Here is a 19,916-nt window from a genome sequence, read left to right on the forward strand (position 1 = left end):
ATAATTGGGCTTGTCTTTGGAAGACTAGAACATGAAGTAAAGGAGAGTTGTGTATGAAGTGGAAACATATAATTGGTGACGTTGAAGTGAATCGGGATTTAGTGTTATTGCTCCTTATAGGAGGTTTATACACGCTCGCAATTTCTTTATCGAATACGTTTGTAAATATTTATTTATGGAAACAAACACAAAATTATGTGAATCTTGGCTTGTATAATTTGGCCAGCGTTATATTACAGCCTCTCACATTTCTTGTAGGGGGAAAATTAGCGAAACGTATCGATCGCTCGATTTTATTACGAATAGGAGTAGGAACGCTCGCAATTTTTTTTATTGTTGTCTTAGTAGCGGGGAAAAGTGCTTCTCAGTATATTTTATTAATGGGGGCTCTTTTAGGAGTAGGATACGGTTTTTACTGGTTGGCTTTTAACTTATTGACATTTGAAATTACAGAACCAGAAACAAGAGATTTCTTTAATGGGTTTCTTGGACTTCTTACATCCTTCTCTGGGATGATCGGACCAATAGCAGCAGGATACACAATTTCACGTATGGAGAAATGGAGTGGTTATACTGTTATATTCTTTCTTTCATTAGTTCTATTTGCAATTGCTGTCGTCTTAAGCTTCTTTTTATCTAAAAGAGAATGTGAAGGGCGTTATGAAATCGTGCAAGTATTGAAAGAACGACGGATTGATAAAAACTGGGGAAAGATTACACGAGCTCATTTTTTCCAAGGATTGAGAGAAGGAACGTTTATTTTTGTCATTTCAGTATATGTTTATTTAGCAACTAATAGTGAGTTCGCATTAGGGAAATATAGTTTAGTGAACTCTGCTGTATCCTTTGTATGTTATTACTTAGTTGCTCGTATGTTAAAGAAGGAGTGGCGAAAAAAAGCAATTTTACTTGGAGGCATTATTTTATATGCTGTCGTCTTTTTAGTTATTTTCAATGTTACATACACGAAATTACTTATTTATGCGGCATGTATTGCGATTGCATATCCTATTTTACTTGTTCCGTATGGATCAATGACATATGACGTAATTGGTAGAGCGAAAAATGCGAGAGAATGGCGTGTGGAATATGTCGTTGTTCGGGAGCTGTGGTTAAACGCCGGAAGAATCTGTTCCATTTTAAGTTTTTTATGTGCTGTACTATTCTTTCCACCTGAAAAAAGTTTACCTTACTTATTATGTATTTTAGGTGCTGGACATTTTCTTATTTATTTTGCAGTTAAAAATGTCAAATATGATGAGGGAAATGCGAGTAAAACAAGTGTTGTAACGCAAGGAAACGCGCAAAACCAAACTGAACCAGAAGGTTAACTTCTCGTTTGTTTTATGCTAGAATAGAAAAAGATGTAAGACAGCAGTGAGGACACCTGTATGAAGGTGTCCCTTTCACATTACATAGCTGTTGGTAGAGGGGGTTTGTATGAGCAAGAAGCAGAAGCAAAATAAGAAAAAGACCCACGTTCCTTTTCGGTTAAACGTGCTGTTTTTCTGCGTGTTTTTAATGTTCTCCGCGGTTATTGTAAGGCTCGGATATGTACAAATTGTTCGCGGTGAAGAATATAAGAATGAAGTGGAGAAGAAAGAAAACTCAACGATAAGTAATCCTGTACCGCGTGGGAAAATATTTGACCGTTATGGGCGACCTGTAGTAGATAATGCAGCCATTCGTACTATTACATTTACAAAAATGAAAGGATCAACTGCAGAGGATCGCTTAGAAACAGCGAAAAAGCTAGCAGATTTGATTGAAGTACCGACAGATAAATTAACAGATCGCGATAAAAAAGATTATTGGCTTGCTATGCATAAAGAGGAAGCTAAAGAAAAAATTACGAATAAAGATCGTCAAGAGTTTAAAGATAAAAAAATTGATGATAAAGAATTAGACGAGCGTCAGCGCAGTCGTGTAACAGAAGAAGAGATTAATCAATTATCCGCAAAAGATCTAGAAATACTAGCGATTAAGAGTAAGATGGATGGCGGATATGCAATGACACCTCAAGTTATTAAAAAGGATGCTACAGAAAAGGAATATTCGATTATTAGTGAAAACCTAGCAGCATTACCAGGTGTAGATACAAATGTTGATTGGGATCGAAAATATACGTACGATGATTTATTCCGAAGTGTACTTGGTGGGGTGTCGACATCTGATGAAGGCTTACCGAGAGAAAGACTAGATTACTATCTTGTCCGTGATTATAATCGGAATGATCGAGTAGGCAAAAGTTATCTTGAACAACAGTATGAAGATAGCCTGCACGGTACGAAAGCAGAAGTTAGAAATGTTACAGATAAAAACGGTAATATTTTAGAAACGATTAATGTATCAAAAGGGCAAAGTGGTAATGACCTGAACTTAACAATTGATATGGAATTACAAAAGCGTGTGGAAGATATTCTTGCGAAGAATTTAATGAGATTTAAAGGAAGCGAACCTCTTTTAGATCGCGCATTCGTTGTAATGATGAATCCGAAAAATGGTGAAGTTTTATCCATGGCTGGGAAACAATTAGTTAATGAAGATGGTCAAACGAAAGTAAATGACTTTGCATTAGGTACCATGACAAGTTCTTATCCGATGGGGTCAACTGTAAAAGGTGCAACAGTACTTACTGGATATCAAACTGGTGCGATTCAACCAGGGGCAGTACAATTGGATGAACCAATTAAATTAAAAGGTACACCTACGAAGTCGTCTTGGAAAACGATGGGATATATTAATGACCTTACAGCTTTAAAAATGTCTTCTAACGTTTATATGTTTAAAACAGCGATGAATATCGCTGGTGTTCAATATGTGAGAGGTGGTACATTAGATATACCTCAAAAAGCATTTGATACGATGCGTTATTATTTCGGACAGTTTGGACTTGGTGTAAAAACAGGAATTGATTTACCGAATGAATCTGCTGGTCAGATGGGTAGAAGTAGTCAACCAGGTTTCTTACTAGATTTATCAATTGGACAGTATGATACGTATACACCGCTTCAATTAGCGCAATATATTTCGACGATTGCCAATGGCGGATATCGTATGCAACCACAAGTTGTAAAAGAAATTCGTCAACCGGCAGTGAAACCAGATGAGGTTGGGAAAGTTGTTCAATCTATGGAACCGAAAGTATTAAATCGTGTTGATATGCCAGAATCGCAAATTAAACGTGTTCAAGAAGGATTTAGACAAGTGTATAATGATTCAGGTGGTACAGCTACCAAATACTTTACAGGTGCAAAATATAAAGCGGCAGGGAAGACAGGTACCGCGCAAACTGTGTATGGCGGAGATAAAGAGATTGGTAGAAAAGCAAACGGTGAACGTGTGGAAACATATAACTTAACATTAGTAGGTTATGCGCCACTTGAAGATCCAGAAGTAGCATTCTCTGTTGTTGTTCCCTGGGTACATGATGATAAGACTGGTATTAATGGATATATTGGTCGTGAAATTATGGACGCTTACTTTGATTTGAAAAACCAAGAAGTAAATGGTGAAGCTCCAAAAGATGACAAAAACAATAAAAATAAAGATCAAGATGATGAATAAAAAAAAATTTAAAAAGCACACTATCTGAAAAGATAGTGTGCTTTTTTTTATGGTTTATGCATATCGTGTAATAAATGTGGACAAGTATACAATATTGAAAAAACACGCGTCCATATAAATAATACTTGTATATGATGGGATAGGGGATAACGGTTTTATAGGGAAATCATCAGAGAAAATGAATAACTACTACCGATTAAAATTGTATCGTATGTTGATTTTTGTGGAACTTTACAAAACTTTTACAAACAATTAAAACCGAATTAATAGTTTAGCAGTATTCTTATATCTGTAATCCTGTTATTTCCGGTTACTTCTAGGAGGAAGAACACGTGAAATGGATGCGTACACCGATTATAATTTTCGTACTATCGATATGGTTCCTCTGTTTTGAAATGTCTACTGCATTTGCTTTAAATGATATGGGAGAAGTGAGAGTTGATGGATCCTCAACGGTTTTTCCTATTATAGAAGCAGTAGCGGAGGAATATACAAAGGTGCATCCAGACGTGAAAATTTCCATCAGTGTTTCTGGAACTGGAGGAGGATTTAATCGTTTTAGTAAAGGAGAAGTAGATATAAATAATGCTTCGAGAGTAATGAAACAAGTCGAGAAAAATGAGATGAAGAAAAACTCTATTCAGTTCACACCTTTTGAGGTCGCTAACGATGGTCTTACAATCGTTGTGAATCGGCACAATACATGGGTAGACGATATGTCAGTAGACGAGTTACGTTTACTGTGGAGTGAAAATGGAAGAGAGAAGCGATGGTCACAAATTCATTCAACATGGCCACGTGAACAAGTGAAGTTTTATGCACCAGGCGTAGACTCTGGTACTTATGATTATTTTCAAAATGTCATCTTACAAAATCATCGCATTGTAAAAAAGGTCTCTTTGTCTGAAGATGATCAAGTTATTATGCAAGGGGTAATGAATGATAAACATGCCATTGCTTTTGTAGGATATGCTTATTATATGGCTAATCGAGATAAGGTGAAAGCAATAAAAGTGAATGGTGTATTTCCGACGAAAGAGACCATTCAGTCAGGTAAGTATAAGCCGTTATCTAGGCCGCTACTTACTTATGTGAATAATGCATCTATCCGAAATAAAATGAATGTAGCAAACTATGTTGAGTTTATGATTCAGCATGTTGGTAACCTCGCTGAAGAGGTCGGGTATGTAAAATTACGAAAAGAAAAATACAATGAACAGCTGCGTATGTTAACAGAAATAAAAAGGTAATGTCAGGGTGGAAAGGGGTTTTCATCTTTGGCTCATAATGACAAAAGTCAAATTACATTTTCTGTACAACATTTGATTGAAAGAAATACAAAACAAAGAAAAAAAACGCAGCGAATCAATCGAATAATGCCTTTGTTACTAAAAATAATTGCTAGCGTTTCTATTGCTACGACACTTGGAATTGTTTTTACGCTCTCTAATGAAACAATCATGTTTTTTCAAAAAATATCATTGTACTCCTTTTTGACGGAGAAAGAATGGTTACCGTTTTTTGAAAATCCTAAATTCGGTATATTACCACTTATATGTGGAACGTTCCTTGTAACAGCAATCGCTATGTTTGTAGCAATTCCTATTGGTTTAGCGTGTGCCGTATTTTTAAGCGAATATGCTTCAAATAGTGCACGGAAAATATTAAAGCCGATGTTAGAGCTATTAGCAGGTATCCCGACAATTGTATATGGTTTTTTTGCATTAACAATTGTTACGCCGTTTTTACAAAGGGTTATACCAGATTTACAATTTTTTAATGCGATTAGCCCAGGAATCGTTATCGGATTTATGATGATGCCTACAGTTGCATCTTTATCTGAAGACGCGATGAGAGCTGTGGCGAAAGGGACGAAAGAAGCTTCATTAGCACTCGGAGCGACGCGGTTTGAAATGGTAAAACAAGTGGTGTTTCCGTCCGCTTTTACAGGGATTATGGCAGCAATTATATTAGCGGCTTCGCGTGCAATTGGTGAAACGATGATTGTTGTAATTGCGGCAGGATCCACACCAAATGTATCGCTTGATCCGACACATTCTATTCAAACGTTAACAGCCTATATTGTGCAAGTAAGTTTAGGTGATGCTCCGCATGGAACGATTACGTATTACAGCATGTATGCTGTAGGTGCAACATTATTTTTGTTTACTTTTATTATGAACATCATTTCGCAGTCAATTATGCGCCGTTTTAGGAGGATGACATAATATGCGGATGTTGAATCATAAAAAAATACAAAAAAACATGGCATCACGCTTTTTAAAAGATCGAATTTACAAATTGTTATTTTATATAGCGATTTTATTTTCAATCGTAATTTTGTTTGTGTTACTGTTTCAAATTGTTGAAAAAGGTATAAGCTATCTTTCAATAGATTTCTTTACAAATTTCGCTTCACGTAATCCGAAAGAAGCTGGTATTGCTGCAGCTTTGTCAGGGACAATATTATTTATGAGTATTGTTATACCTGTTTCTTTTATATTTGGAGTTGGAACAGCCCTTTATTTAGAGCAATATGCGAAGGAATCTCTATTTAAAAAAATAGTAGAGATTAATAATCAAACGTTAGCAGGAGTACCATCCGTTGTATTTGGATTGCTTGGTTTAACTATTTTTGTATATGCTCTTCATTTAGGAGAGAGTATAGTTGCAGCAGCACTGACGATGAGTTTACTCGTCTTACCAACAGTTGTTGTGGCGAGTCAAGAAGCAATCCGATCAGTACCAAGTGCATTATTAGAGGGTTCTTACGGATTAGGTGCTACGAAGTGGCAAACGATGTATCAAATTGTATTGCCATATGCTTTCCCGGGGATTATAACGGGCTGTACGTTAGCGATATCAAGAGCAATTGGAGAAGCAGCACCACTATTAGTTATTGGGGCACTTGCGTTTGCAAATTATGTTCCATTTAGTATGTTTGATAGATTTACAGTTTTACCAATTCAAATTTTTAATTGGATGAGTAGGCCACAAGAAGAATTTCAGTATGTAGCAGCAGCTGGGATGATTGTTTTGTTAGGTTTGTTGCTATTTATCAATATATTTGTTTTATGGTTACGAAATCGAAAATAAGTTGGAAGTGGATGAAAGGGGAATTCAAATGGTAGCAACAGTAGTAAATGTACAGGTGAAAAACGAAGAGAAAATCGAGACTGCGCCAAAGAAAGTAGTATTTGATACGAAAAACTTAAATTTATGGTATGGGGAAGACCATGCTTTAAAAGATATTAATTTAAGTATTCATGAGAATGAAGTTACAGCAATTATCGGTCCAAGTGGCTGTGGTAAATCAACGTACTTAAAAACGTTAAATCGCATGGTAGAGTTAGTACCGATCGTTCGAACTACAGGTGTAATTGAATATAGAGAACGCAATATATTTGATAAATCATATCCAGTTGAAGAATTAAGAACGCACGTAGGAATGGTGTTCCAAAAGCCAAATCCATTTCCAAAATCTATTTATGAGAATGTAGCATACGGTCCAAAAATCCATGGTATTCGTGATAAAAAGACATTAGATGAAATTGTTGAGAAAAGTTTACGCGGAGCAGCAATTTGGGATGAATTAAAAGATCGCTTGCACGATAATGCATACGGTTTATCTGGTGGACAGCAACAGCGTCTATGCATCGCACGTTGCTTAGCTATTGAGCCAGACGTTATTTTAATGGATGAGCCAACATCGGCACTAGATCCAATTTCAACATTAAAAGTAGAAGAATTAATTCAAGAGTTAAAGAAAGACTTTAGTATTGTTATCGTAACGCATAATATGCAACAGGCAGCGCGTATTTCAGACAAAACCGCTTTCTTCTTAAGCGGGGAAGTTGTGGAGTATACAGATACAAACAAATTATTTACGACGCCTTCAGATAAGCGTACAGAAGATTATATTACAGGTCGCTTTGGTTGATATCGTTGCAAAGCTAAGAGAAAATGCCCTCTTAACAGAGGGCATTTCTTATTTTGGGATCTTCTATCTTAAGGTTTATTACAGGCGTAAGAGGTTATGTAGGAGGTTTATCCCGCTATTTTCGGACAATAAGACCCCCACTTCAAAATTCAGCGAAAGTAAAGAAGTTAGGTGGGGATCGGGCTGTCAGTAAAAGCCCGATTGATGAGGGCTGATTAAAGCTTCACTTTATATATATTGGCACATAGTATTGAGGGGGAAGAAAAAATGGTAAGAGAACAGTTTCAAGGTGATTTAAAAGTGTTACAGCAAAAGGTGATTGAGCTTGGCGAATTAGCAAATGCGGCTTTATTGATTGCTATGGAAGGTCTGCATACAAGGGATGTAGAGAAAGCGTTAGAGGTCATTGATGGCGATTACCGCATGGATAATTTAGAAGAGGAAATAAACGATCTTGCGCTTATGCTTATTACGAAGCAGCAACCTGTAGCAAGTGACTTAAGAAGGATCTTTATTTCAATTAAAACAGCGACAGATTTAGAGCGTATTGCAGATCATGCTGTTAATATTGCAAAGGCTACAATTCGTCTTGGGGAAAAAGAAGTGGCTGTTAGTTTGCACAACCTGGATGAAATGTTTGCGGTTGCAAATAAGATGTTGCATTTAGCGTTAGAAGCATATGAACAAGAAAATTTAACTTTCGCGAAACAAATTGCTGAAATGGATGATTCCGTTGATGAAATATATGGAAAAGCAATTCGTGAGTTTATATCTTCAGTTCCGGAACAACCAGAAGCAATTACGCAAATTACACAATTATCATTTGTGGCGAGATATATTGAGCGTGTAGCAGACCATATTACAAATATTGCTGAAAATGTCTTTTATTTAGTAAAAGGAAAGCATTATTTATTGAATGAGTAGGAATGAAAGTAGGTGATGAGAAATCACCTGCTTTTTTTAGTCAAAACATGACAAAAAAAGCTCGTTGTTTCCTTGAGTTTATGATGATAAGATGTATCATAATGTAATGGGAAAATTAGTATATATGTTGTTCGTTAATAAGTATTATTTATCAATTAATAGTAAGCGTTTTCTTTTTGTTTTAAACGTACGTTTTTATAGGTGGGAAATTTAATTATAGGGTCTTTTAAATGAGGATTCGTTTAACTAATCAAGTTTATGCTGCTAGTTCATGTGGGATAGAGAATATACATATGGTATATGGAGCTACTGAACATTATATAAGTGGAGGCTGAAGTATATGAAGGGGGTTATTTTAGCTGGAGGAAAAGGAAGACGCCTTAGACCATTAACATGTAATACTCCAAAGCCGATGTTACCATTATTAGAAAAACCAGTTTTAGAATACAATATTGAGTTATTACGCCAGCATGGTATTCGTGAAATTGCAATTACTGTTCAATATATGAGTACGACGATTAAGCGATATTTTGGTGATGGTAGTAAATGGGGAGTTAACTTGTATTATTTTGAAGACTCTCCTCCGCTTGGTACAGCAGGGAGTATTAAACAAGCAGAACAATTTTTAGATGAAACATTTGTTGTAATAAGCGGGGATGCATTAACTGACTTTCAATTATCAGAAGGAATTAGGTTTCATGAACAAAAGAAAAGAATGGTAACAATGTTTGTGAAAGAAGTAGAAAATCCACTCTCATTTGGATTGGTTGTAATGAATAAAGACCAGGAGGTTACACGATATATAGAAAAGCCGGGCTGGAATGAGGTAGTATCTAATGTTGTGAATACAGGCATATATATTATGGAGCCAGAAATCTTTTCTTACATACCGCCTAGGCAATTTTTTGATTTCAGTCATGATGTGTTTCCGTTATTGGCAAACAAAAATGTGTTATTCGCATATTTGTCAGAAGGCTATTGGTTAGATATCGGCACATTTAATCAATATCGACAAGCGCAATTTGATTTGTTAACGAAAAAGTTACAAGTATCTATTCCTTATACGGAAGTATTACCGATGGTATGGATGGGAGAAGGGGTGACGATTGGGAAAGGGACGAAAATTCATGGCCCCTCTTTTATTGGAGAAGGAGCAAAGATTGGTACAGGAGCTGTAATTGAGCCATATTCTATTATTGGGAAAAATAGTATCGTTTCAAGTTATTCTCATCTTCAAAAAAGTATTGTTTTTGCAAATGCCCACATTGGGAAGTATTGTGAACTATTAGAAACGACAATAGGAGAGCGTACAATGGTTGAAGATGACGTTACACTGTTTCAAAAAAGCGTTGTAGCGGATCACTGTCATATCGGGAGAAGTACGGTAATTAAGCAAAAAGGAAAACTATGGCCTTATAAGGCGATTGATAGTCATTCGATAGTAGGAGCGGCTGGTATTCAAGAGAGTGAAATGAGTGCAGGGTGGTTACAAAAAAGCCGCATTGTAGGAAGAGGGAATGTTGAAATTACTCCCCAGTTTATCGTGAAGATTGCGATGGCGTATGGCTCCCTATTCACAAAAGGGGAAAGTATATTAATTGGAAGTCAAGAAAATATAGAAACAACCTCTTATAAAAATTTATTTTTACATGCTATTCATGGTATAGGGATTCATACGATGGAATGTAAAGAAATGAACGAGTCACTTTTTCAATATAGTGTTCATCATTTGCAATGTGCAGGTGGGGTTTTCATCCAAGTGGAAAATGAGAATGAGATCGTTATAAAGTTGTATGGTCAAGCTGGCATGCCGTTAACGTATAAGCAGCAAAAAGAGATAGAACAAGTATATATGTCCGAATTGTTTTATTACGTGCATGAGAAAGAGATGGGGCGAAATAAGCTGGTTCATATTTCTATGAATGAGTATATAGAAGTTATATTGGGGCATATTGATATCGAGAAAATACAGATGCAGAAGTTTCATCTTCTTATTAATAAGAGAAATGATACGTTGCAACATTTACTTATGCTCTTTCTACAAAGACTTGGTTGTACAGTTACATGGATTTATGCAAGCGAACAAAAAGATCATGTGAAAGCTTTGATGAAATCAAGTAAAGCGAATATGGCTCTTATGTTTTCTGAGCAAGGAAATCATTTCGAGTTATACGATAAACATAGTAATATTTACCAGGGTACAGATTTGGAAGAGGTAGATATTCCAGATTTCTTACTCGAATCTACAGGAAATATTTACCCAATGTCTTTGAAATTAGGAGAATGTTATCTTCTGTTTTATACGCAGGATGAAAGGAAGTCGTTTCAAGTAAGGTGGAAGCGAGATATTTTATATCGGATTGGAAAATTATTTGAGCTAATAGCATTGCAAGGAAAAACGTTTCTCAGCATAGTAGAGCAATCACCTCCGCTCTATTTACTTTATGATGAAGTGGTATGTTCATGGAATGAAAAAGGGAAAATTATGAGGAAATTATTGGATGATATTGAAAGGAAGGGAGAAGGTATATTTGAAGGAGTACAGTTCAAATATACTGAAAAAGAGTGGTCTTATATCGTTTCTGACACAAAACAACCAAAATTTTTAGTGTATTCACATGCTAGAAACCCAGTAATAGCAAGGGAAAACATGAAAAATCTTATAGAAAAAATTAGACAATATCAAAAGGTGTAGAATTTTTATTTTAAAAGTGGTATTATAGTATAGTCTGATTTAAGTTATTAGTACTGGAGGGAAATAAGAATGCGTGTGAATATTACTCTAGCATGTACAGAATGCGGAGATCGTAACTATATCTCAAAGAAAAATAAACGTAACAACGCTGAGCGTATCGAGCTTAAAAAGTATTGCAAGCGTGACAAGAAGTCTACGTTACACCGTGAAACAAAGTAAACAGTAGGAATATTTTCCTACTGTTTCTTTTTTTATTCGATTCCTATGTTAAAAGTGATACACTATCATCATAGAGTAAAGTGTCACTGTAAGGAGGAGAATGTGTGAAAGAAGAGAAAGTGCGTTTGCGTAAACAAATAATAGAACACATGAATTCTTTATCAGAAGAACAGTATACAACTTTATCAGAACAGATTGCATTTTCGTTGTATGCGCAAAAAGAGTGGATTGAAGCTAAAACAATTGGAATTACTCTCTCAATGGAAAATGAAGTGAATACATATCCTATTATCGAAAAAGCTTGGGAAGAAGGAAAGAAAGTTGTAGTTCCTAAGTGTAATAAAGGAACAAGAACGATGTCTTTCCGGAAAATTAGTGATTTTGATCAATTAGAAACGGTGTATATGAATTTACGTGAACCGATTCCGGGACTTACGGAAGAAGTGAATGTGGATGAAATTGATCTTCAAATTGTGCCAGGCGTAGCTTATACAGAGCGAGGAGAGCGGATTGGATACGGCGGGGGCTATTATGATCGTTATCTCGTGCATTATAAAGGGAAAACGCTATCATTAGCATATGATTTTCAAATGGTAAAACACATTCCGGTAGAACCATTTGATAAAAATATAGAAAAAATTATTACAGAAAAAGGAACAATGCTTATAAATGAGCTTGTATAGACAAATAAAAATTGACGAGACTTTTTCTTCTTGATTATAATAAAATATGTGAACGTTTTCTTATTATAATTTTTATAGTAAGTGAGCATAGAGGGTGATGAAATGGTATCTATTTATGATATTCAGCAATTGCTAAAGAAATTTGGTACGATTATTTATACGGGAGATCGAATTGCAGATTTACAATTAATGCAAGATGAATTGCGTGAATTAAATCAATCACAGCTAATCGATCCACAAGACTATCAAACAGCTTTATTTTTATTGAAGCAAGAAATTCAAAAAGAGCTAAATAAGAATTAGATAAAGGTAGGTAAGCAACATGGAAGAGAAATGGTTAGTTGGTGTTGACCTTGGTGGTACAACGATTAAATTAGCATTTATTAATGTATACGGTGAAATTTTACATAAGTGGGAAATCCCTACAAATACAGGTGAGCAAGGAAAACATATTACACTTGATGTTGCGAAAGCAATTGATAAAAAGCTAGAAGAATTAGGCGAATTGAAGAGCAAGTTAATTGGTATTGGTATGGGAGCTCCTGGCCCTGTACATGTGGCATCTGGAATGATTTATGAAGCGGTTAATTTAGGGTGGAAAAACTATCCGCTAAAAGATTTATTAGAAGTAGAAACAGGATTACCTGTTGTTATTGATAATGATGCAAACTTAGCAGCGCTTGGTGAAATGTGGAAAGGTGCTGGTGAAGGTGCAAAAGATTTAATCTGTATGACACTTGGTACGGGCGTTGGTGGTGGTGTAATCGCCAATGGTGAGATTGTACACGGCGTGAGTGGTGCTGCTGGTGAGATTGGACATATTACAGTAGTTACAGAAAATGCTTTCCCATGTAATTGCGGGAAGTCTGGTTGCTTAGAAACAGTAGCATCTGCGACAGGTATTGTACGTGTTGCTATGCAAAAAATACAAGAGACTAATAAAGAAAGCATGTTGCGTTCTATGTTAGCTGAAGAAGGACGTATTACATCAAAAGATGTCTTTGAAGCACTTGGACAAGGTGATGAATTAGCAGGCGAAGTAGTAGAAAAAGTAGCTTCTTATTTAGGGTTAGCTGTAGCGAACCTATCTAGTACGTTGAACCCAGAGAAAATTGTTATTGGTGGAGGCGTGTCTAAAGCTGGAGATGCGCTATTAGAACCAATTCAACGCTATTTCGAGCAATACGCTTTCTCGCGTGCTGTAAAGAGCACGAAGTTAGCTATTGCAACACTTGGTAATGATGCAGGTGTTATCGGAGGAGCTTGGCTTGTAAAAAAGCACAAATACGAAGCGAAGATGATATAAGTTGTGAAATATGAAAAGAGGAAGGGGAAACCCTTCCTCTTTTTGTGTGAAATCTTGATGAAGAATAAAGTGTAAACGAATTAAGCTGTTGGTGGATACCCGTTATATAGAACAGTCATGATCGTAAACCATCCGAAAACGAGTACAGTTGCAATTGCAAAGCCGCTCGCGAAAAAGTTTTTTTCACGAAGTGTTCTAAGCGTAGCAAATACAGCTAACAGAGTGACAAGTGTAAAAATAATAACAAGGCCCATGCAATATCCTCCTCTGTCTACCCATTTCTTATTATGAGTTTTTGGAATATTTACTCTTTTATATTGTACATGTTTTAAAAATGATTGTCGAGAGAGCATCCTTTCTTTTCCTAAGAGAAAGAAATGTTGTATCATTAAAAGTAAGTTTAATAACTGGAGGAGATTTTCATATGAAATGGATACAAATGCCGTTAGGCCCATTACAAACAAATGCTTATATTTTAATGAACGATCAAAAAGAGTGCATTATCTTTGACCCTGGTCACGAAGGTGAAAAGCTCGTTACATATTTACAAGAAGAACAATTAAAACCATTGGCGGTTTTATTAACGCATGCTCACTTTGACCATATCGGTGCTGTTGATGCGGTAAGAGACGCTTTTCATATTCCTGTATACGTACATAAAGAAGAAGCAAATTGGTTAGGAGATGCAACTGTAAACGGCGCTCAAATTTTTATGATGAACCGCAGTATTACAGCAAAACCAGCGGATCATATTATTGATGCAGAAGGTACATTAACAATTGGATCATTTAATTTTGAAATTTTTGAGACGCCAGGACATTCTCCTGGAAGTATTTCTTATTATAGTAAAGAGGCGAATGCTGTGTTCTCAGGAGATGTATTGTTCCAAATGAGCATTGGAAGAACAGATTTACCTGGTGGAAGTTTTGCTGAATTAATTGGAAGTATTGAAGAGAAATTATTTGTATTACCAGATGAAACAGCGGTGTTATGTGGACATGGTCCAGAAACAAGCATTGGTTTTGAAAAAGAAAATAATCCGTTTTTACAATAAGGAGTCATTATGGGAATGGAGCTCATTTTAAGAGAATGGATGGGGAAAGAAAAGGATTATTCAATTTCATATAGTACGTATATGAACCTTGTATTATATACAGAAGATCATGGATATTATATGAAAGAACGTGAAAAGATTGGAAGACAAGGGGATTTTTTTACAAGTAGCAACGTTTCCTCTGTTTTTGCAAAAACTTTTGCTAAACTTTTTATTCGTCTTGTTGAAAATGGTGAAGTTGCTCCGAATATTTGTGAGGTTGGCGGGGGAACAGGAAAGTTTGCCTATGATGTTTTACAAGAATGGAAGCAATTATCTCCAAAAACCTTTATTGATTTAAACTATTCAATGATTGAAGTGAGCCCTTTTCATAGAAAATTACAGCAGGAGCACCTTGGCTCATTTTCTAATGTATCGTACTATACGTCTTATAGTGAAATGGGAGATTCTTTCGAGGGAATTCTTTTTTCAAATGAGTTGTTTGATGCATTTCCTGTTGAAATAATTGAGAAAAGAAATGGTATGTTGTATGAAGTACGTATTACATATACAGAGGAAGGAAAACTTTCAGAAGTATGTAGGCCGTTAGATAAAAGAATTGGTCGCTATTTATTGAAATATAATATTCATATTGCTGAAGGGCAACGTTTTGAAGTACCAATTGTGATGGAGGAGTATATAAAAGAAATTGCGAAATGGTTTCAAAAAGGTATATGTATTACAGTTGATTACGGATACACAAAAGAAGAATGGATGCATCCAGCACACCGTGAAGGAAGTTTACGAGGTTATTATCAGCATAATCTAATACGTAACCCACTAGCGTATCCAGGTGAAATGGATCTTACTACTCATATTCATTGGGACGAGCTAAAGGAGATGTTTAGTCTGCAAGGAATGAGTGCAGTATGGCATAAGAAACAATCTGAGTTTTTGTTAGCGGCAGGAATATTAGAACAGCTTACGAATCATCAAGATACAAATCCTTTTTCTGAAACGCAAAAACAAAATCGAGCAGTTCGTTCTATGATTTTGAATGGAGGAGTAGGGAGTGCGTTTGATGTTGTTATACATACAAAAGATATGCAACATTTACATTTGGAGCGGTATGTAACAATATAAAAAAACAAGACACAGTATATACTGTGTCTTGTTTTTTAATACGACTTATGTAGTATTATATATTTCCTCTCATGATATATATTTATATTAAAGATATGAGATAAAAAATATAGAATACGTTCTTTTTCTTCGATTATTAGTCCCTAACCTAATAATACGCGAACGAGTTGAATTATTGTTTCGTTCTCTACCTTGTAATAAATTTCCAAACCTTTTCTTTCACTAGAAACGATTTTAGCGCTTTTTAATTTTGCTAAATGCTGTGAAATTGTAGATTGTGGCATGTTTAAGCCAGTATACATTGTAGAAACGTTGCTTGGACCGCGCTCGATTAATCCTTTTACGATACATAAACGAACAGGATGAGCTAGTACTTTTAATAATTCTGCATTACTTTCATATAGTTCTAATTCTTTTTGAAAGGTTTCTAACATGTTCTTTTCCACCTCCGTGTGAGCTATTATACCATACTATACATACCAAAAATTTAAAGAAAAGAAAATAGTTGTTGCAGAAAAAAAGTCCTAAAGTAAAGAAATTGTAAGAAAAGAGACCCTGATGTAAATAAAATAGATAAATTAGCATGTTTTTGTAAAATGACATTTTTGGGTGAAAATTTCGATGTGTTTTAAAAATTGAAAGATATAGATATATTTGTAACACAATTTTATCATGAATTTCTTATTCTTTCAAATGAATATACGAAATTTTTAAAATAATATGACAAAGGAATTATAATGATATATATAGAATATAAAACAGGTTAAAAGAAAAGAAGCTGAATGTAATTCGCTTCTTTATGGTGATAATGAAATATTTGATTACGGCTGATAAATCTTAGGGTAATCAAGTCATTAGTCATTTATTCTAAAATTCATCTTTTAGCAACGTTAAAAATCTGGTATTCCATATGTTCTCGTAAAAATCAATTGTCTCTTTTGCGGACATAAAAGGATTATTCAACGTAGAGGTTGTTTTCTGTACCATAAAGTTTTCGTATCCTAGTCCGTGGGCAAACTTAATCGTAGCATCCATACAGTACTCTGTTTGGGCACCACAAAATTCAATGCGCTTTACAGATAATTGATCTAAAATTTCTTTTAAGTTTGTTTTATAAAATGAATTTGCATGTGTTTTTCTTACAAAAAAATCTTGTTCTTGAACATCTAGAATGGTATGAATAGCCCAAAGTTCTTTCTCGGGTACTAAATCATCATCACAATGTTGAACAAAAAGGATTGGTTTATTTAATTTTCTGTATGAAGAAATTCTTTTATTTACTTTTGTTAGTAAGTTCTGTAAATCAAATAAATGCTCTCCGCCATAACATACGCCATTTTGTAAATCGATAACGATTAAAATATCTGCACAAGTATCCATTATTTTTACCCCTTTTTATTTCTTAATATATCAATTAATCCATTATTTAGAAATAGATGATATACTTTTATTTTTTTGACTATAAGAAAAGAAAAAATTCAAATGAATATAACTAAATCGCATAAAAAGAAGATATGAAAACCTATTCTCATATCTTCTTTTTTCTCTATGCATTTACAGGTTCTTCTACATAAGAAAGGGCATTTTCAAAATCGGATATTAAATCGTCAACATTTTCGAGACCAACTGATAACCGAAGTAATGAATTAGAGATTCCTCTTTCATCACGAGCTTCTTGCGACAGTGCTGCATGTGACATTTTAGCTGGATAGGAAAGAATTGACTCGACAGCTCCTAAACTAACTGCAAAAACAGGTAATTTTACTTTTGATAAAAATTGGCGGAGTGCATCTTCTGATTGCAAAGTAAATGATAAGACTGCTCCAGCTGATGTCGCTTGAGATTGTTGAATATCAAATCCGAGATGTGTTTGTAATCCCGGATAATAGACATTTTGTACTTTAACGTGCTCTTGTAAATAATGTGCAATTTTATTGGCATTTTTAGCTGAATGCTCGAGGCGTACATGCAATGTTTTTAGACCGCGAAGTACGAGAGAACAATCGTGAGGCCCTAAAATAGCACCGAATGCATTTTGTAAAAATCCAAGCTTTTGAGCGAGTTCTGCATCTTTTACGACTGCTAATCCGGCAGTAACATCACTATGACCAGCAATAAATTTTGTAGCACTATGAAGAACGACATCAGCTCCAAGTTCAAGTGGTTTTTGGAATAGTGGTGTCAAAAATGTATTATCAACAAAAGTAAGAGCGCCAATAGATTTTGCGAGTTTAGAAACCTCGCGAATATCTGTCACTTTTAAAAGTGGGTTAGAAGGTGTTTCTACATAAAAGAGCTTTGTATTTGGTTTAATGTTTTGTTTTATTTCTTCTAAATTGGTCATATCAACAAATGTATGTGAAACACCGTAACGGGAGAGTACTTCAGTTATCACTCGGTAAGTGCCTCCGTATACATCTTCTGAAATGAGAACGTGATCCCCTTGTGAAAGAAGAAGAAATGCAGTGGAAATCGCTGCAATGCCTGATGCAAAGGCGAACCCCTTTGTGCCGCCCTCTAATAAAGCGATGATATCTTCAAGAGCTTCACGAGTTGGATTTCCTGACCTGCTATAGTCATATTTTCCGAACGTATCTACATCAAACTGGTGAAAAGTTGATGTGTTATAAATAGGAACGTTCACAGCGCCTGTTTGTGAGTCATGTTTATATTGGTTGTGTAGTAAGAGTGTATCTATAGAATAACTCATATTCTTACACCTTCTTTTACGAGTTTAATGGCTTGCTTTAAGTCTTGAATTAAATCGTTACTATTTTCAATGCCAACGGAGAATCGAAGAAGACGATTACATACACCGTTTGCTGTTCTAATTTCTTCAGGAATATCAGCATGTGTCTGCGTTGCTGGATAAGTCATTAAACTTTCTACACCACCGAGACTTTCGGCAAATGTAATTAAGGATAAAGATTGTAAGAATGGATTGATCCAAGCTTCATCTTTAAGGCGGAATGAAATCATGCCGCCTCTTCCTGGATAAAATACATCTGTCACCCCGTCTTCATCATTTAAATACGCAACAACTGCTTTCGCATTTTCTTCATGTTGTCTCATGCGAAGCGCTAACGTTTTCATACCGCGAATTAATAACCATGAGTCAAATGGGCTTAAGACCGCACCTGATGCATTATGATAATGGGCGATTTCCTCACAAAGTTCCTTTCCTTTTGCAACGACAAGTCCGCTTAGTACATCGTTATGCCCCCCTAAATATTTCGTTGCGCTATGAAGTACAATGTCGGCACCTTCTGTTAATGGTTGCTGTATATAAGGTGTGTAGAATGTGTTGTCTACAATAAGAAGTAGTCCGTGCTTTTTCGCTACAGTTGCGACAGCAGCAATATCAGTAACTTGCATTAATGGATTAGTTGGAGTTTCTATGAAAATAGCCTTCGTTTCAGTTGTGATAGCTTGCTCAATTTGTTTAATAGACTGTGTATTTACGTATCTACATCGAACATTCCACTTTTTTTCATGTTCAGAAAATAATCGATACGTTCCCCCGTATAAATCTTCAGATACAATAAGTTCGTCTCCAGAGCGGAATAGAGAAAGGACGAGGAGAACAGCTGCCATCCCTGAACTACAGGCATAACCTTGTTCGCCATATTCTAAGTCTGCGATCGCCTGTTCTAAAAGACCGCGAGTTGGATTGCCAGTTCGTGAATAGTCAAAGCCAGTAGATTTACCAATTCCTTCGTGACGATAAGCGGTTGAGAAATAAACTGGTGGATTAACCGTTCCTGTTGTAGTTTCACTGCGATTGCCGATTTGTGCTAGCTTTGTTTCGATTGTTGACATGTGAAAATTCCTCCTTTTTAAATTGAAACATTAACTGAATATAAAATAAAAAAAGCCTTCTAAGAAGAAGGCTTTCGGTTTGAATAGAGTCTTCTTCTCATCTGTCAAATCTTTCACAATTTGCTGGAATTAGCACCTTATTAACAAAATGTTAATGGTTGCTGAGGCGTCACAGGGCCAGTCCCTCTACCTCTCTAGATAAGAATGTTCGTATGAAATTTTTATTATGTTTTTAACTTTACAACAAAAGATAATTGAATTGCAACTCTATTTTAAATAATTTTTATTTTTCCGCAAGTGTCATTGACTTTTACTTTTGTGCATGCTAAATTTATTAAAAAATTAACAAACATTGTTAAAAGGGGAACGCATTTCCTTTTAGCTACATAAATAAAATAATAAAGACAACTCTTATTGAGAGCGGTGGAGGGAAAGGCCCTGTGAAACCCGGCAACCTTCAAACGAAATGTTTGAAACGGTGCTAATACCTGCAAAACGAATGTTTTGCATAATAAGAGGAGGAACGATTATGTCCCCCTCTTCAAAGTGAAGAGGGGGTTTTTATATTGATAGAAATGAGGGAGATT

The 19,916-nt window shown here is 35.4% G+C and carries 19 protein-coding genes and 2 riboswitches; of the genes, 14 read left to right on the plus strand and 5 right to left on the minus strand.

Features of this window, described 5'->3' with window-relative positions:
* Window positions 1-53: 53 nt before the first annotated feature.
* From RT27_RS11920 to glcK, 12 genes are all read left to right on the plus strand, one after another.
* Window positions 54-1,331, plus strand: coding sequence for an MFS transporter (locus RT27_RS11920; protein WP_023523062.1), 1,278 nt, complete (start codon window positions 54-56; stop codon window positions 1,329-1,331).
* Window positions 1,332-1,440: 109 nt separating this feature from the next.
* Window positions 1,441-3,567 carry a penicillin-binding protein 2 gene (locus RT27_RS11925; protein WP_016080272.1) on the plus strand — a complete coding sequence of 709 codons (2,127 nt, stop codon included), beginning with the start codon at window positions 1,441-1,443 and terminating at the stop codon, window positions 3,565-3,567.
* 332 nt (window positions 3,568-3,899) lie between these two features.
* The gene (locus RT27_RS11930) at window positions 3,900-4,817 is read left to right on the plus strand and encodes a PstS family phosphate ABC transporter substrate-binding protein (RefSeq protein ID WP_029443311.1); all 918 of its coding nucleotides are present in this window, start codon (window positions 3,900-3,902) and stop codon (window positions 4,815-4,817) included.
* 27 nt (window positions 4,818-4,844) lie between these two features.
* On the plus strand, window positions 4,845-5,795 hold the full coding sequence (gene pstC, locus RT27_RS11935) for a phosphate ABC transporter permease subunit PstC (protein WP_043936261.1): 951 nt from the start codon (window positions 4,845-4,847) through the stop codon (window positions 5,793-5,795).
* A gap of 1 nt (window position 5,796) precedes the next feature.
* Window positions 5,797-6,663 carry a phosphate ABC transporter permease PstA gene (gene pstA, locus RT27_RS11940; RefSeq protein ID WP_029443309.1) on the plus strand — a complete coding sequence of 289 codons (867 nt, stop codon included), beginning with the start codon at window positions 5,797-5,799 and terminating at the stop codon, window positions 6,661-6,663.
* Between the two features lie 28 nt (window positions 6,664-6,691).
* Complete coding sequence (gene pstB, locus RT27_RS11945; RefSeq protein ID WP_000226681.1) at window positions 6,692-7,507, plus strand: phosphate ABC transporter ATP-binding protein; 816 nt, start codon at window positions 6,692-6,694, stop codon at window positions 7,505-7,507.
* A 267-nt stretch (window positions 7,508-7,774) separates the two neighbouring features.
* Window positions 7,775-8,431, plus strand: coding sequence for a phosphate signaling complex protein PhoU (phoU, locus tag RT27_RS11950; protein WP_000251246.1), 657 nt, complete (start codon window positions 7,775-7,777; stop codon window positions 8,429-8,431).
* Between the two features lie 340 nt (window positions 8,432-8,771).
* Window positions 8,772-11,126: a sugar phosphate nucleotidyltransferase gene (locus RT27_RS11955; RefSeq protein WP_043936263.1), complete on the plus strand. Its 2,355-nt coding sequence runs from the start codon at window positions 8,772-8,774 to the stop codon at window positions 11,124-11,126.
* 69 nt (window positions 11,127-11,195) lie between these two features.
* On the plus strand, window positions 11,196-11,345 hold the full coding sequence (rpmG, locus tag RT27_RS11960; RefSeq protein WP_001265616.1) for a 50S ribosomal protein L33: 150 nt from the start codon (window positions 11,196-11,198) through the stop codon (window positions 11,343-11,345).
* Between the two features lie 104 nt (window positions 11,346-11,449).
* Window positions 11,450-12,028: a 5-formyltetrahydrofolate cyclo-ligase gene (locus RT27_RS11965; protein ID WP_043936265.1), complete on the plus strand. Its 579-nt coding sequence runs from the start codon at window positions 11,450-11,452 to the stop codon at window positions 12,026-12,028.
* A 102-nt stretch (window positions 12,029-12,130) separates the two neighbouring features.
* Window positions 12,131-12,331 (plus strand): YqgQ family protein, encoded by a 201-nt coding sequence (locus tag RT27_RS11970; RefSeq protein ID WP_000253699.1) that lies wholly within the window; start codon window positions 12,131-12,133, stop codon window positions 12,329-12,331.
* 19 nt (window positions 12,332-12,350) lie between these two features.
* Window positions 12,351-13,334 carry a glucokinase gene (gene glcK, locus RT27_RS11975; RefSeq protein WP_000391701.1) on the plus strand — a complete coding sequence of 328 codons (984 nt, stop codon included), beginning with the start codon at window positions 12,351-12,353 and terminating at the stop codon, window positions 13,332-13,334.
* 80 nt (window positions 13,335-13,414) lie between these two features.
* On the opposite strand, the gene RT27_RS33260 is transcribed toward glcK, so the two are convergent.
* Window positions 13,415-13,588, minus strand: a complete 174-nt coding sequence (locus RT27_RS33260) for a DUF2759 domain-containing protein (protein ID WP_029443307.1) — start codon at window positions 13,586-13,588, stop codon at window positions 13,415-13,417.
* Window positions 13,589-13,758: 170 nt separating this feature from the next.
* Here RT27_RS33260 and RT27_RS11985 point away from each other — a divergent pair, with 170 nt between their 5' ends.
* Together RT27_RS11985 and RT27_RS11990 are read left to right on the plus strand one after the other, a co-directional pair.
* Entirely contained in the window at window positions 13,759-14,388 is a 630-nt protein-coding gene (locus RT27_RS11985; RefSeq protein ID WP_043936266.1) for an MBL fold metallo-hydrolase, read from the plus strand.
* A 9-nt stretch (window positions 14,389-14,397) separates the two neighbouring features.
* Entirely contained in the window at window positions 14,398-15,510 is a 1,113-nt protein-coding gene (locus RT27_RS11990) for an SAM-dependent methyltransferase (RefSeq protein WP_043936269.1), read from the plus strand.
* Window positions 15,511-15,653: 143 nt separating this feature from the next.
* On the opposite strand, the gene RT27_RS11995 is transcribed toward RT27_RS11990, so the two are convergent.
* From RT27_RS11995 to metI, 4 genes are all read right to left on the minus strand, one after another.
* The gene (locus tag RT27_RS11995) at window positions 15,654-15,944 is read right to left on the minus strand and encodes a metalloregulator ArsR/SmtB family transcription factor (RefSeq protein ID WP_000894377.1); all 291 of its coding nucleotides are present in this window, start codon (window positions 15,942-15,944) and stop codon (window positions 15,654-15,656) included.
* Window positions 15,945-16,377: 433 nt separating this feature from the next.
* Entirely contained in the window at window positions 16,378-16,890 is a 513-nt protein-coding gene (locus RT27_RS12000; protein WP_043936271.1) for a cysteine hydrolase family protein, read from the minus strand.
* Between the two features lie 166 nt (window positions 16,891-17,056).
* The gene (metC, locus tag RT27_RS12005; RefSeq protein ID WP_016080280.1) at window positions 17,057-18,220 is read right to left on the minus strand and encodes a cystathionine beta-lyase; all 1,164 of its coding nucleotides are present in this window, start codon (window positions 18,218-18,220) and stop codon (window positions 17,057-17,059) included.
* Complete coding sequence (metI, locus tag RT27_RS12010; RefSeq protein WP_043936273.1) at window positions 18,217-19,329, minus strand: cystathionine gamma-synthase/O-acetylhomoserine thiolyase; 1,113 nt, start codon at window positions 19,327-19,329, stop codon at window positions 18,217-18,219. The genes metC and metI overlap by 4 nt, the downstream gene beginning before the upstream one ends.
* 94 nt (window positions 19,330-19,423) lie before the next feature.
* Window positions 19,424-19,534, minus strand: a riboswitch (SAM riboswitch).
* A 203-nt stretch (window positions 19,535-19,737) separates the two neighbouring features.
* Window positions 19,738-19,847, plus strand: a riboswitch (SAM riboswitch).
* Window positions 19,848-19,916 lie beyond the last annotated feature (69 nt).

It is taken from the genome of Bacillus sp. L_1B0_5, from assembly GCF_000836715.1.
Classification (GTDB): Bacteria; Bacillota; Bacilli; order Bacillales; family Bacillaceae_G; genus Bacillus_A; species Bacillus_A thuringiensis_S.

Coding starts and splice junctions, on each gene's coding strand:
- RT27_RS11920 (WP_023523062.1), top strand. CDS start 54: ATGAAGTGGAAACATATAATTGGTGACGTTGAAGTGAATCGGGATTTA.
- pstA (WP_029443309.1), top strand. CDS start 5,797: ATGCGGATGTTGAATCATAAAAAAATACAAAAAAACATGGCATCACGC.
- phoU (WP_000251246.1), top strand. CDS start 7,775: ATGGTAAGAGAACAGTTTCAAGGTGATTTAAAAGTGTTACAGCAAAAG.
- RT27_RS11955 (WP_043936263.1), top strand. CDS start 8,772: ATGAAGGGGGTTATTTTAGCTGGAGGAAAAGGAAGACGCCTTAGACCA.
- glcK (WP_000391701.1), top strand. CDS start 12,351: ATGGAAGAGAAATGGTTAGTTGGTGTTGACCTTGGTGGTACAACGATT.
- RT27_RS11985 (WP_043936266.1), top strand. CDS start 13,759: ATGAAATGGATACAAATGCCGTTAGGCCCATTACAAACAAATGCTTAT.
- rpmG (WP_001265616.1), top strand. CDS start 11,196: ATGCGTGTGAATATTACTCTAGCATGTACAGAATGCGGAGATCGTAAC.
- metI (WP_043936273.1), bottom strand. CDS start 19,329: ATGTCAACAATCGAAACAAAGCTAGCACAAATCGGCAATCGCAGTGAA.
- RT27_RS11925 (WP_016080272.1), top strand. CDS start 1,441: ATGAGCAAGAAGCAGAAGCAAAATAAGAAAAAGACCCACGTTCCTTTT.
- RT27_RS11995 (WP_000894377.1), bottom strand. CDS start 15,944: ATGTTAGAAACCTTTCAAAAAGAATTAGAACTATATGAAAGTAATGCA.
- RT27_RS11970 (WP_000253699.1), top strand. CDS start 12,131: ATGGTATCTATTTATGATATTCAGCAATTGCTAAAGAAATTTGGTACG.
- metC (WP_016080280.1), bottom strand. CDS start 18,220: ATGAGTTATTCTATAGATACACTCTTACTACACAACCAATATAAACAT.
- RT27_RS33260 (WP_029443307.1), bottom strand. CDS start 13,588: ATGGGCCTTGTTATTATTTTTACACTTGTCACTCTGTTAGCTGTATTT.
- pstB (WP_000226681.1), top strand. CDS start 6,692: ATGGTAGCAACAGTAGTAAATGTACAGGTGAAAAACGAAGAGAAAATC.
- RT27_RS11990 (WP_043936269.1), top strand. CDS start 14,398: ATGGGAATGGAGCTCATTTTAAGAGAATGGATGGGGAAAGAAAAGGAT.
- RT27_RS12000 (WP_043936271.1), bottom strand. CDS start 16,890: ATGGATACTTGTGCAGATATTTTAATCGTTATCGATTTACAAAATGGC.